Origin of the sequence: Brevundimonas sp. (assembly GCF_027484365.1) — a bacterium.
GTDB lineage: Bacteria > Pseudomonadota > Alphaproteobacteria > Caulobacterales > Caulobacteraceae > Brevundimonas.
Genome location: NZ_JAIXTC010000010.1, coordinates 34,382 through 48,523, shown reverse-complemented (window position 1 = coordinate 48,523; position 14,142 = coordinate 34,382). Strand labels below are relative to the sequence as shown.

Sequence of the window (14,142 nt, the reverse complement as noted above, 5' to 3'; positions counted from 1 at the left end):
CGATCCGAAAGGGTCGTCCCCCTTCTTTTGCCTGGCGTTGGAGGAAGACGATGGGCGTATCGCGCATCGGCAGATGGATTGCGTCCGCAACGGCGGGGTTGATCCTGTTGGCGGCCGGTCCCGGTGTCGCCGCCGCCCAGGCCCCAATTCCGCGTCTTGTCGAACAGGATGGTCGTCAGGCCCTGTTTGTTGATGGCGCTCCGTTCCTGATCCTTGGCGGTCAGGTCAACAACTCGTCCAACTATCCAGCACCGCTCGCGGAGGCCTGGCCGGCCCTTCGTCATATCGGCGCCAACACAGTCCAGATCCCGATCGCCTGGGAACAGGTCGAGCCGGAGGAGGGCCGCTTTGATTTTTCCTTCGTCGATCACGCTATCCAGCAGGCGCGCGAGAACGACATGCGCGTCGTCTTCCTGTGGTTCGCCACCTGGAAGAACACCGCGCCGAAATACGCCCCCGCCTGGGTCAAGCTGAACCCGGAACGGTTCCCGCTGTTGATCCGCTCCGACGGCAGTGAAAGCTATGCCCTGTCGCCCTATGGCGGAGAGACACTGGCGGCTGACGCCCGTGCCTTCGCCGCCCTGATGCGCCACATCCGGCAGGTGGATGAGCGCCAGCGGACCGTGATCATGGTCCAGCCCGAAAACGAGGTCGGCACCTATGGCTCGGTGCGTGACTATTCGCCCGCAGCACAGGCCGCCTTTGACGGCCCTGTGCCCCAACCTTTGCTGGATCGGGTCGGCAAGTCGGCCGGATCCTGGGCCCAGGTCTTCGGAGCGGAGGCCGACGAGTTCTTCCACGCCTGGTCGATCGCCTCCTACGTCAACACGGTCGCAGAGGCCGGCAAGCGTGAATATCCGCTGCCGATGTATGTGAACGCGGCCCTGCCGGACCCGATCAACCGGCCTGATCCGACCAGTTACGCCTCGGGCGGCCCGGTCTGGCCGGTGTTTGATGCCTGGCTGGCGGCCGCACCGGCGATCGATTTCCTCAGCCCCGACATCTACAACCGCGACAGCGTGACCTACGAGGGGCACCTGAACCGTTACGCCCGGCCCGACAACGCCCTGTTCGTGGCAGAGACGGGCAATGATCGCATGTATGCCCGCTATCTGTTCAGCGTGCTGGGACGCGGGGGCATCGGCTTTTCACCGTTCGGCATCGACTATACCGGCTATGCCAACTATCCGCTGGGCGCCGCCAAGGTCGATGAGGCGGCCCTGACGCCGTTCCGGGACCTGTATCGGCTGGTCGCGCCCTGGCAGCGGATCTGGGCCCGCGCCGCCTTCGAGGGCCGGGTACGGGGGGTGAGCGAGCCGGACGACCGGACATCCCAGACGATCGATTTCGCCGACTGGACCGTCACCGTCGGCTATCGCCGCTGGCAGTTCGGCCAGCCTGACTGGACCTGGCTGGGGCCTATCGCCGAGGTCCCCGGCCGGGAGACCCCGACCGGCGGGGCCATCGTCGCCGAGATCGCGCCCGGCGAATTCATCGTCACAGGTCACCATGCCCGCGTGGAATTCGCCGCCAAGCCCGCGACGGACGGCCGCCGCCGAATGGTCGTCCGGTACGAGGAAGGGCATTTCGACGCTCGGGGCCAGTGGGTCTTCGAGCGCATCTGGAACGGCGACCAGACCGACTACGGCCTCAACTTCACCGACCGAACGCAGTTGCTGCGCGTCGTCACCGCCACCTACTGATCCCGAATCCGCGAGCAGCCCCTATGACCTCCACCCTGGCCCGCCGTCTTTTCCTCGCCGTCATGGCGGTTGCGCCGCTCGGCGCCTGTGTCGGGCTGATGGACACTGCCTCCGCCGCCGCGGTTCAGGCCGCCGCCTTCGAGCGGATTCCGGCCGGGATCGTGGTCACCCCGACCGAGGGGGCCGCCCGCCGCGTCCGGGTGGAGGTCTATGGTCCCGAAACCATCCGCGTCACGGCCACCGAGGATGCCGATCTGGACCTGCCGGCCAGCCTGATGGTCACCGCCACGCCCTCAACGGACACCCGGTTTGACGTCCGCCAGCAGGGTGACCGGATCATCCTCAGCACCGCCGAGGCGACCGCCGAGGTCTCGACCGTCACCGGCACCGTGCGCTTTCTTGACGAGAACGGCGCGGAGGTTCTGGCCGAACGTCCGGGCAGCCGTGAACTGCGCCCCGTCACGGTTGAGGATCAGACAGGCGATCATCGCTTCCTCGCCACGCGCCAGGTTTGGGAAAGCCCCGCAGATGAGTCGTTCTACGGCCTGGGTCAGCACCAGCAGGGCGTGATGGACTACAAGGGTCAGGACGTGACCCTGGCCCAGCACAACATGGACGTCGGCATTCCGTTCGTGGTGTCCAGCCGCAACTACGGTCTACTGTGGGAAACCAATGCCATCACCCGCTTCGGCGACCCGCGCCCCTACGGCATGCTGGGTGAGCGGCTGATGCTTCGCGATGCGACTGGCCGGTTTGGTGGTCTCACGGCGAGCTACTACCAGGGCGACGAGCTCAAGGTTCAGCGCCAGGAATCCGAGGTCAACTACGAGTTCATCCGCGAATGGTCGCGCTGGCCCGAGGGCTTCAAGGCCCAGCCCGGCCAGCCGATCCAGACCGGAGACATGGGCAGGCCAGGCCAGGCCGGCGTCCGTGTCGTCTGGGAAGGCACGATCGAGGCCTCGACCGCCGGCGAGCACAAATTCCGTCTCTATTCCTCCGGCTACACCAAGGTCTGGATCAACGGCGTGCTGCGTGAAGATAACTGGCGCCAGAACTGGAACCCTTTCGATCACGACTTCCAGGTTGATCTGCCGGAGGGGCAGCAGATCTCGATAAGAATCGAATGGACGCCGGAGGACGGCTATATCGCCCTGCGCCATATGGACCCGCTGCCGCCCGCTGATCAGGGCGCCCTCAGCCTGGCGTCAGAGGCGGGGAATGCGATCGACTATTTCTATATCGGCGGCGACAACCTGGATGAGGTCATCTCCGGCTACCGCGGCCTGACGGGCAAGTCGGTGATGTTGCCACGCTGGGCCTATGGCTTCTGGCAGAGCCGCCAGCGCTACAGCACCCAGGACGAGGTCGTCGGGGTGGTGCGTCGCTATCGCGAGCTGGGCCTGCCGATTGATAACGTGGTCCAGGACTGGTTCTACTGGCCCGAGAACGCCTGGGGCTCGCACGACTTCGATCCGGCGCGCTATCCCGATCCGGCCCGAATGGTGGCCGACGTCCACGGCATGAACGCCAACATCATCATCTCGGTCTGGCCGAAATTCTATCCGACGACCGACCACTACAAGGAACTGGACGCCATCGGCGGCATGTATACCCGCAACGTCGAGGCGGGGGCCCGCGACTGGGTCGGGCCTGGCTATGCCAACAGCTTCTATGACCCTTATCTGCCGGCGGCCCGCGACCTGTACTGGCAGCAGATCTCCGACAGCTTCCGGGGCATGGATTTCGACGGCTGGTGGCTGGATTCGGTCGAACCGGACATGCACTCCAACCTCGATATCCCCGAGCGAACCCTGCGGATGGGGCCGACAGCGGTCGGGCCGGGAGCCTATGTATTCAACTCCTATCCGCTGGTGAACGCCGAGAACGTCTATCGCCGCTTCCGCGAGGAGAAAGACGACGAGCGGACCTACATCCTGACCCGTTCGGCCTGGGGCGGGTTGCAACGGACCGGTTCGACCCTGTGGTCGGGCGACGTCGTGGCGCGGTGGGACAATCTGCGCGACCAGATTTCAGCGGGCGTCAACACGGGCCTGTCCGGAATTGCGAACTGGACCCACGACATCGGCGGCTTTTCGGTCGAGGCGCGCTATTCCAATCCGGCGGGGATGAAGCCCGAGGACCAGGCCGAATGGGATGAGCTGAACCTGCGCTGGTTCCAGTTCGGCGCCTGGTCGCCGGTGTTCCGTTCGCACGGCGAGTTCCCGCTGCGCGAGGTCTACAACCTGGCCCGGCCGGGTACGCCCCTGTTCGACGCCTATGCCGGGCAGATGCGCACCCGCTACCGGCTGATGCCTTACATCTACAGCCTGGCCGGGGACGTCTATCAGCACGACGCCACCATCATGCGCGGCCTGATGATGGACTTCCCGAACGATCTGAAAGCGCGCGACATCAACGACCAGTATCTGTTCGGCAAGGCCCTGCTGGTGGCGCCGGTCACCGAATACCGGGCGCGCAACCGGTCGGTCTATTTCCCCGAAGGCGCCGACTGGTACGACATGCTGACGGGCCAGAAATACGCAGGCGGCCAGTCGGTGACGGTCCAGGCGGCCGTGGACAAGATCCCGGTCTTCGTCCGCGCCGGCTCCATCCTGCCCACCGGGCCGGCGATCCAGTACACGGCCGAGAAGCTGGACGGGCCGCTGACGCTGGTGATCTACACCGGCGCTGACGGGACATTCTCCCTGTATGAAGATCAGGGCACGACCTACGCCTATGAACGGGGCGAGTTCTCGAACATTCCCATGAGCTGGAACGATGCCACCGGCGTTCTGACCATCGGCGCGCGCACCGGATCCTATCCGACCATGCCTGCGAACCGCACGATCCATGTGCGCTTTGTCAGCGGGCCCGGTGCGGATGTCGGCGATTTCGACGCCGCCCCGGCCCGGACAATCCAGTACACGGGTCAGGCTGTCGAGATTCGGCGCTAGGCCCCGTATCCCCCGTCCCGGGCGATCGGGGCGGTCCAGAGAGCCACGGGTCCGGGTGCGGTTACATCCGAACCGGTGCTGCCTTGCCGATGATGAGGAGGCGCGGTTGCGCTTGATGAAGCTTTCTGTCGCCGCTGCGGCTGCCCTGATGATGACGTCGGTCTGGTCGGCTCACGCGCGAGCCCAGACGCCCGTTTCCGCGCCCCTGCTCGATGGCATGTTCCAGGACCACGCCGTCCTGCAGCGCGGTCAACCCGTTGCGGTCTGGGGACAGGCAACGCCGGGTGCCACTGTCTCTGTCACCCTGGGTCAGACCCAGGTCCAGACTGCCGCCGGCACCGACGGCCAATGGCGCGCGACCCTGCCGGCGATGGTCGCCGGCGGCCCCTATGTGTTGACGGCCGAGGTCGCGGGCGCGGGTCGTCAGACGGTTTCGGACGTGATGGTCGGCGATGTCTGGCTGTGCTCGGGTCAGTCGAACATGGAGTTCGCGGTCCGTCAGGCGACCAATGCCGAGTCTGAAATCGGCAATGCGAATGACGACAACCTCCGTCTGTTTCTGGTCGGCCGATCCAGCCGGCCTGCGCCGTCCACAATTCCGCAACAGGTCGGTCACTGGCGCACGACCAGCCCCGAAAGCGTGCGCGATTTTTCGGCCGCCTGCTATTTCATGGGCCGTGACCTGCGTCGGTCGGAGAATGTGCCGATCGGTCTGATCGCCGCCTCATGGGGTGGTTCGATCATCGAGGACTGGTTGAGCCGCGACGCCGTCGTCAGACTGGGCGGTCATGAGGAGGCGCTGGATGCGCTGGATGCCTATGCCCGTGATCCGTCCGAGGGCGATGCCATCTGGCGGCGGGTGACGCAGAGTTGGTGGAGCGCCAATGATCCCGGCACCGGTCAGGGATGGAACCTGCCCCAAACCCGGGACGACGACTGGGCGCCGATCGCCGCCGAAGGCTTCTGGGAAAGCACCGTGCCGGGGTTGGCGACGTTCGACGGGATCGTCTGGCTTCGCCGGGACATCCAACTGACCGCCGCCCAGGCGCGTCAGGCCGCGATCCTCGAACTGGGCCCTGTCGATGACGCCGACGTCACATGGATCAACGGTCAGTATGTCGGCGGCCAGCAGGGCTGGGACACCCCGCGAACCTATGCCGTTCCCGCCGGGACTCTGAAGGCGGGGCGCAACTTGATCGCGATCGGGGTGCTGGACACCAATGGCGGGGGCGGGGCCTGGGGACCGGCGGCGAACAAGCGGCTGGTCTTTGCGGACGGCAGCAGCGTGTCCCTGTCGTCAGGCTGGCGCCACCGCGTCGCTGCGCCTCTGGGCGACGTGCCCAACCCGCCGCGCACGCCCTGGATCGGCGGCAGCGGCACGACCACGCTCTACAACGGGATGATCGCGCCCCTCGGCGCCTACGGGCTCAAGGGCATGGCCTGGTACCAGGGCGAGTCGAACGTGGGCGACTATGTCGGCTATCGCCGCCTGCTGCCGGCCCTGTTCGCCGACTGGCGCGCGCGCTTCGAAAGCCCAGAGATGCGGATGCTGGTCGTTCAACTGGCCAATTTCGGTCCGATGTCCGGCCAGCCGACGAACTCCTACTGGGCCGCCCTGCGCGAGAGCCAGCGCACGGTCGTCAACGCCGATCCGCTGGCGGGTCTGGCCGTCGCCATCGACATCGGGGATCGCTACGACATCCACCCGACCAACAAGCTTGAAGTCGGGCGGCGGCTGGCGCTCGAAGCGCGGCGTCTGGATGGAACGGTCCAACCGGTGTCGCCCCAGCCGATTTCGGTCGAACGCGGAGCTGACGGTGTCCACGTCCGCTATGCGCCGGGGACGGCCCTGACCGCTCTCGGCTTCAACCGTCCGATCGGTTTCGAACTGTGCGGTGGCGACGACGCCTGCCGCTTTGTCGATGCGACCCTGGACGGTGACCAGGTGGTGCTGCCATCGGCCCTGCCGACCGACGTCAAGGTGCGCCTGTGCTGGGCCGACAGCTCGATCTGTAACCTGTATGGGCCCGCCGGCCTGCCTGCGGTCCCGTTCGAGGCCGTGATCCGATAAGGCCTCCGGACCCGGGGGACGACCACCCCGGTCCTGTTCAGCTCGGCGTTCAGTCTGTCGGGTTTTGCGGCAGCCGGGACCGGTCGTAGTCGGGGCCGAAGTTGAACACGAGAGCTGGACCGAGCTCCAGTGTGTGCCGCGCCTGCCCCATCTGGACAATGATGCTGGACTGTCCGGGCGCGAGGTCCGCCGTCGCCACGCCAGAGGCGTAGAGCATGGTCCACTGGTCGCCAACGACCATATTCGAAGCTTGGGCCAGGCCGATTTTAGGCTCTCCCTGGCCTTCCAGCAGGATCAGGGGAAGCCGGGTCTGTGTCTGCCCCTCCGGTAGGCGCGCGGCACGCATCCAGACGCCTAGAAGGACGATATCGCCCGTCTTGATGGCACCGCTGTTCGTCATGACCGCACCGACGGACCAGGGATCGCCGGCGCGCGGCACATCTATCGTAAGGGCTTGGCCGCCGGTCACGCCCTCAACAGCATGCGGCGACGGCGTCGGCGTTAATCCCCAGGTGTTCCAGTTCTGCACGAAGGGCGAGTTGATCAAACGGTCGATCATGCGGGCAGGCCTCGGAGCCGCCGCTGGATCGGTCTGGGCAAAGGCGGAGCCGCCCAGGGTCAGTGCCAGACCCAGGGCGATGGACAGGGTCTTCATGGCGTTTTCCTCCTGTGTATTTAGCCCGTTGATCTCACACCAAACCGACGCCCCGCAGGCGCACTGCGGGGGCGACCAGGACAGGTCTTTCTTCCGGAAGGTCCAGGACCAGTCCCTGATCTGTTTGATTGAAGGGCAGGGCAGGGCCACCCAGAAGTTCGACCGCCTCGACCCGGCCCGCCTGAGGCGTGAGCGCGGGAATGACCATCCGTCCGTCCTCGGGCCAGTCCAGGGCGAAGGCGTACAGGGTCTGGCCTTTGGTGGTGAAACGGATGTCCTGACCGGTCCAGGGGCGAGCCGCGCCCTCGCCATGCATGCCCGCGACGACCGTCGTCGGACCCTCGCCATAGATGCGCCAGGGGCGGGTGTCGAAGATGGCTTCGCCATTGACCTTCATCCAGGCGGCGATGTCGGTCAGGATCTGGCGCTCGTCGCTGTCAATGGAGCCATCGCCGCGCTGGGGGATGCTCAGCATCAGGTTGCCGTTCTTCGACACCACATCGACCAGGCGCTGGATCACGCTGTGCGCGGGGACATAGTAGTGGCTGGTGTAGCGGGCGCGGTTGTAGTGCCAGTCGCCGATACAGGTGTCGGTCTGCCAAGGTTCGGGTTTCAGACTGTCCGAGAAACCACGCTCGACCGTTTCGGTGATCCCCTTGCGCTGGCGTTCGTCCAGCCGCTTGCCGTTCACGACTGGCAGTTCACCGCGCCATTGCAGGGAGGCGTTGTAGTATTCTGCCGTCGCCTCCAGCCCGTATCGACCCAGCGGCAGGCCGTAGTTGTCGAAATAGACCATGTCGGGTCGGTATTTGGTGATCAGGTCGCGCTGCCGCAGAACCCATGAGCGGACGAAGGCCGGGTTGTTGGCCGGTGGGGTCTCGATCCACTGGCCGTCGCGGGCGTCGTGCCAGGCATTCATCTCGGCGATGGAGGCGATCCCCCCGGGCGGCGCGAAGGTCGGGCCGGTGTAGAGTTCCTGCGGGTCCAGCCCTTCCCACCATTTGCCGGCACCGTCCGCCCGGGTCAGGCGCGCGGCGTCGTAACGCAAACCCTGCATCGGTCCTTCGGCGTCATAGCCATAGGCCGTCTGCCACCAGTGCCAGGCATGGGCCGCATGGTTCGACACCGCGAACCGCAGGCCCCGCGCACGGACGGCCTTCTCCCAGGTCCCGACGATGTCGCGCTTTGGCCCGACCCGCATCACGTTCCAGTCGTGATGGGCGCTGTCGAACAGATCCAGATTGTCGTGGTGGTTGGCCATCGACATGATGTAGCGGGCGCCGGCCGCCTGATAGAGGTCCAGAAGCCCCTCGGGATCCCACTGGTCGCCTTTCCACTGGTCGATGAACTCCATGAAGCCGAACCGGCTGGGGTGGCCGTAGGTGGCGACGTGGTGGTCGTAGAAGGGGTTGCCCTGGATATACATCTGGCGGCCGTACCAGTCGCCGAACTCGGGCACGCACTGGGGCCCCCAGTGCGACCAGATGCCGAACTTGGCGTCGCGGAACCACTCAGGCGGCTTATAGCCTTCGATCAGGCTGTCCCAGGTCGGCTTGAACGGGCCGGGTGTCGTCTGGCCCGGCGTCGTGGCGCAGGCACCCAGCATTGACGCCGAGGCTCCGGCTCCCAGAAGTCCGCGTCGTGACAGGTTCATTCCGGTTCTCCATAGACGATACCGCGCCCATCTGTGGCCACATAGACGCGGCCGGGGATGCGCGGATCGCCGGCTATGGCCCGGAACCGTCGCCCGTATTCATGGCGGTCATCATTGATCCGCGACCATGACCGGCCCCGGTCGTCGGAGCGAAAGACGCCCGACACAGGGCCGCGCGCGCCGATCGCGAAGAGGGTCGGCCAGGCGACACCCGGCTGTGCCATACCGAAATCCAGCATCTCGACGGCCAGGTCACCGTCGATCCGCTGGAAATTCTGGCCCCCGTCACGGCTGGTGAACAGGCCCGCGCGCGAGACGAACCAAAGTTCGCCGTCAGAGCCGGGCGTCGCCTTCAGCGGAAAGGCCTGCTCGCGCCAGGTTGGTCGGTCACCCGACACATCGGGCAGGCCGCGCGACGACACAGGGGCGAAGCTTTCGGCCCCGTCCACGCTCACGAACCAGCCACCGCTCCGAAAATCCAGCGCATAGAAGAGCAGCGGGTCCTTTCGATCCGCGACCGGACGCAGGAGGGGCGGCAAACCGCGGCAAGCCCGCCAGCTCGCCCCCCGATCGCGGGAGTAGACGACTTCGGGCGTCGCCAGAACGAAGGTCGACCCGTCGGCGGAGACGATGATCGGGGCGTCCCGATAGAGATCCATCCGGGGATTGTCGGGAGCGGGCGCCGCCCCGCCCGAGGCCGGTCGCGGCCGGCCCAGCGGTGTCCAGCTCAGACCTGCATCCCCTGACCAGGCGAGGGTCGAGCCGTCATGTCCGCCGGAGCCGACGCCCTCATGCGGGGTGCCGCTACGCACGACGATATGCGGTGCGCCCCCGGCCCAGTCGATCTGGTTGGTGTTGCCGAAGACGGGGGTTGTGAACTGTCGAGTTGGCGACCGGTCCAGGTCCTGATGCGCGAAGCCGGAAATGTCGCCGAAGCCGCTAAGCAGCGGCGGACCGGCGGCCGGGCTGGTGATGGTGATCACCGCCGTCTGCTCGATGCCTTCGACCCAGGGCCTCCACAGCGTCGCCGCCGCCGTCACATCCTCCGTCGCGTAGACCGTTGCGCCGGTCGCGTAAACGACGCGGGCTCCGTCAAACGGATCGATGGCCAGGGCCGCAATCCACCAGCCGAAGTCGGACTCGGCATTGCCCCAGTTCAGGAAAGGGGTTGCTGTGACATCGCGGCGCGCCTGCTCCCGGATACTGGTCCAGCTTCGCCCGTCGTCGGTGGTGCGCCACAGGGTGTCGCCCGGGTTCCAGCGGTTCAGGGTCGAGACCAGCAGGGTCCCGGGTATCTGGCGGTCCAGCGCCAAGCCCATGAACCCACCGGCGCGTTCCCCGTCCGGGCGTGGCGGCGAGATGTCTGTCATCGGGCCATCGGTGCGCGTGTCCAGGCGGGTAACGGCGCCGCTGGTCACTCCGTTCGGGCCGACGCCTTCGCACCAGGTGACATAGAGAATTCCGCCGTCATCGATCGCCGCCTTGACGGGGGACAGACCCGCCGGCCCGCCGTCGATCAGTCGCCAGGAGCGACCCGCATCGTCGGACCGGTACAGTCCCTGTCCGTTCTCACCAGCGGCGCCGACGAAAAGGGCTCGCGTCGCCTGGCCCGGCGAACCGCTTGCGGGATCGAACACGACGAAGGACAGGCCCGGTTGGGTCGCCTGGTCGTCGACCAGGTCCTCGCCGGTGATCGGGAAGGTGCCGACCTTGCGCCAGGTCGCGCCCTCGTCGCCGGATCGCTGAAGGCCATCATGGCGCGAGCCGAAGAAAAGGATGCGGTTGTCGTTCGGATCGATGGCCAGGCGTTCGCCCAGCCCGCGACCGTCCTCATTGCCTCCCATCGCAAACGACACAGGGGTCACCGTCCAGGTGTCGCCCCGATCCCCGGATCGGAGGATCGCCGCCGGATCGCGGCGGCTCATGCCGACCGCTGCATAGACGACATCAGCGTCCACTGGGTCAGGTGCGATGCTTTCCACGCCCATGTAGCTGGAGATCGGCGATGAATCCTGCAGCGGACGCCAGTGTCCCGGGGCCTGGTCCCAACGGTATGCCCCGCCCATGTCGGAGCGCAGATAGGCAAGGCCACGCTCGACCGGACTGAACACGACGCCCGGTATGAAACCGCCGCCGCCGACGACGACGTTCTTCCAGCGATACGCCGGCGTATCGAGGGGCTGTGCGCGCCCGGCCCCCGTCAGCGCGGTGGATCCGACAATGGCCAATGCCGCTTTGGCAGTCGTCCGTCTTGTCAGGCCGGGCATCCCGGATACTCCCCCTCGAACGCTGGGCCCATCGTTGGTCCGCGCCAAGATTCAGGTTGACACTATTGCCGCCAGTGGATCAAGTTGCACAGGTAAAACGTTGTCCCCGGTTCGCTCTCTCCCGTCCGGCGACAGGTTTTTCGCCGAGCCTGAACGAACTGTCGGCGCGATCCTTCAAGTCGCGCCGAATTTTTCGCGCCCCGTCGCCCAGGAGTGAGCCCATGATCCAGCGCAACCGCAAGTCAGCCGCCGGCCTCGCTGTCTCGGTCGTCGCCTTGATGGGCGGAACTGCCTGCGCAAGCGGGCCCGACAGGCCGGCGCCGGTCAACTATGTCCTTCCGGCTGCTTCGGTCGTGACCGACGCCAGTCGCGCGATCCCCGATCGCTGGCCTCATGCCGCCTCGCCCGCAGCGATGTCGGATCCCGTGACGGAGGCGTTCGTCACGGCCTTGATGAGCCGGATGACGATCGAGGAAAAGGTCGGCCAGACGATTCAGGCGGACATCAGCGCCATCACGCCTGAGGACCTGCTGACCTACCCGCTGGGGTCGATCCTTGCAGGCGGCAACTCGTCGCCCGGTGGCAATGAACGTGCGTCCGCCCAGGACTGGGTGAAGCTGGCGCAGGATTTCAGAGCCGCAGTGGCGAGCCGGCCCGGGGCCAGGATCCCATTGATCTATGGCATCGATGCGGTGCACGGGCACAACAACGTCGTGGGAGCGACGATCTTTCCGCACAACATCGGCCTCGGTGCCGCGCGCGATCCCGACCTGATCCGCCGCATAGGCGAAGCGACAGCGCTGGAGGTTGCCGTCACCGGGGCCGACTGGACCTTCGGCCCAACCCTGGCTGTGCCGCAGGATGACCGCTGGGGCAGGGCCTATGAGGGCTATTCCGAGAACCCCGAGATCGCGCAAAGTTATGCCGGGCCCATGACCCTGGGTTTGCAGGGCCGGTTGCCTGTCGAAGGTCACATTGCTCCCGGCCACATCGCGGGATCGGCCAAGCATTTCCTGGCTGACGGCGGCACCTCCGGGGGCAAGGATCAGGGCGACTTCGCCGGGTCGGAACAGACGCTGATCGAGACCCATCTGTCGGGCTATACCCAGGCGATCGATGCCGGCGTCCTGTCCATCATGGCGAGCTTCTCCAGCTGGAACGGGGTCAAGCATTCCGGCAACGAGACCATCCTGACGGAGGTTCTGCGTGGACCGCTGGGCTTCGATGGCTTCGTCGTGTCCGATTGGAACGCGCACGGCCAGTTGCCGGGGTGTTCGAACGAAAGCTGCGCTCTCGCCTTCAATGCCGGGATCGACATGTTCATGGCGCCCGATAGCTGGAAGCCGCTGTACGAAAACACCCTCGCCCAGGTGCGCTCGGGTGAGATCCCGATGGCGCGCCTCGACGAGGCCGTTCGCCGCATCCTGAGGGCGAAGGTCAAGGGGGGCGTCTTCGAGACGGACCGTCCCTATGAAGGCCGTATCGAACTTCTCGGCTCCCCGGATCACCGTGCCCTGGCGCGCGAAGCCGTTCGCGAGTCGCTTGTGCTGTTGAAAAACTCGGGTTCGGTCTTGCCGATCAGGGCGGGGGCACGGGTGCTGGTCGCCGGCGCCGCGGACGACATCGGTCAGGCCTCCGGCGGCTGGACCATTACCTGGCAGGGGACCGGCAACAGCCGGGCCGATTTCCCCAACGGCGAATCCATCTGGGAAGGCATCAGGGCTGCGGTCGATAACGGCGGCGGCGCAGCCACCCTGAGCCCCGATGGAACCTTCACCCAGAAGCCCGATGTCGCCATCGTTGTCTTCGGCGAGACCCCTTACGCCGAATTCCAGGGCGATGTGGACACGCTCGACTTCCGCCCGCAGGAGCCGCTCGCGATCCTGCGCCGGCTCCAGGCGGCTGGGATCCCGACCGTGTCGGTCTTCCTGTCCGGTCGACCCCTCTGGACCAATCCCGAAATCAACGCATCGGACGCCTTCGTGGCGGCCTGGCTGCCAGGATCCGAGGGCGGCGGTCTGGCGGATGTTCTGATCGGCGATGCCGGGGGTCGGCCTCGCCACGACTTTTCGGGCAGGCTGTCATTCAGCTGGCCGAAGGATGCCCGGGGCGAGCCGCTGAACGTCGGCCAGCCGGGCTACGATCCGCAGTTCGCCTATGGCTACGGCCTGTCCTACGCCCACCCCGGCGTGGTCGGCTCCCTGTCGGAAGACAGCGGCGTCGGCGAGGCGGGCTCCAGCGTCGACCGCTACTTCGTCGATGGTCGATTTATTGCCCCCTGGTCGCTGATGTTGAGGGATGCCGGCGGCGAGTTCCGCCTTGGCCAGGAGCAACAGGGTCGATCCCCTCGCGGCGCTGTGACCGTAACGACCAGCGACGGCCGCGGTCAGGAATCGGCGCGAGTTCTGGCCTTCGACGTGCCCACGGGACAGACGGCCCAGGCCCTGATCGCTGCTGCGCCCGTCGACCTGACGCGTCAGTCGAACGGCGAGATGGCGATTGCCTTCCGCTATCGCGTCGACGCGGCCCCCCGGGGCAAGACCTTGGTGACGCTCGGTGCTGGATCGGTCGATGTGACTTCCATCTTTGCCGCTGCGCCCGTCGGGGAATGGCGGACGATCAAGATTCGGCTGTCCTGCCTGCGGGATGCCGGTGCCCTGGTCGCGGCCGTCGAGCAGCCCTGGGGGCTGCAATCCGATGGGGCGTTGACCGTCGCGGTCGAAGACATTCGTCTTGCCTCCAACGAAGGCGATACGGTTTGCCCGGCGCACTGACATCGATCCGGCGCGGTCATCTACGGCGTCTTTCGGGCAAGGGCAGTCGCCGGGTCGTGTTCGG

The 14,142-nt window shown here is 66.4% G+C and carries 7 protein-coding genes; 4 read left to right on the top strand and 3 right to left on the bottom strand.

The window, feature by feature from the left end:
• Positions 1-50: 50 nt before the first annotated feature.
• From Q0044_RS04330 to Q0044_RS04320, 3 genes are all read left to right on the top strand, one after another.
• Positions 51-1,703: a DUF5597 domain-containing protein gene (locus Q0044_RS04330; protein ID WP_298160062.1), complete on the top strand. Its 1,653-nt coding sequence runs from the start codon at positions 51-53 to the stop codon at positions 1,701-1,703.
• Positions 1,704-1,726: 23 nt separating this feature from the next.
• On the top strand, positions 1,727-4,657 hold the full coding sequence (locus Q0044_RS04325) for a glycoside hydrolase family 31 protein (protein WP_298160060.1): 2,931 nt from the start codon (positions 1,727-1,729) through the stop codon (positions 4,655-4,657).
• Positions 4,658-4,772: 115 nt separating this feature from the next.
• Positions 4,773-6,728, top strand: coding sequence for a sialate O-acetylesterase (locus Q0044_RS04320; RefSeq protein ID WP_298160057.1), 1,956 nt, complete (start codon positions 4,773-4,775; stop codon positions 6,726-6,728).
• Positions 6,729-6,777: 49 nt separating this feature from the next.
• Here the strand turns inward: Q0044_RS04320 and Q0044_RS04315 are convergent, their stop codons facing one another.
• Genes Q0044_RS04315 through Q0044_RS04305 form a run of 3 tightly spaced genes read right to left on the bottom strand, consistent with a single transcriptional unit; the run spans position 6,778 to position 11,304 of the window.
• Entirely contained in the window at positions 6,778-7,383 is a 606-nt protein-coding gene (locus Q0044_RS04315) for a hypothetical protein (RefSeq protein ID WP_298160055.1), read from the bottom strand.
• A gap of 34 nt (positions 7,384-7,417) precedes the next feature.
• Positions 7,418-9,037, bottom strand: a complete 1,620-nt coding sequence (locus Q0044_RS04310; protein WP_298160053.1) for an alpha-L-fucosidase — start codon at positions 9,035-9,037, stop codon at positions 7,418-7,420.
• Positions 9,034-11,304, bottom strand: a complete 2,271-nt coding sequence (locus Q0044_RS04305) for a WD40/YVTN/BNR-like repeat-containing protein (RefSeq protein WP_298160051.1) — start codon at positions 11,302-11,304, stop codon at positions 9,034-9,036. The genes Q0044_RS04310 and Q0044_RS04305 overlap by 4 nt, the downstream gene beginning before the upstream one ends.
• A 221-nt stretch (positions 11,305-11,525) precedes the next feature.
• On the opposite strand from Q0044_RS04305, the gene Q0044_RS04300 reads away from it, so the two are divergent.
• Positions 11,526-14,078: a glycoside hydrolase family 3 protein gene (locus Q0044_RS04300; RefSeq protein ID WP_298160049.1), complete on the top strand. Its 2,553-nt coding sequence runs from the start codon at positions 11,526-11,528 to the stop codon at positions 14,076-14,078.
• Positions 14,079-14,142 lie beyond the last annotated feature (64 nt).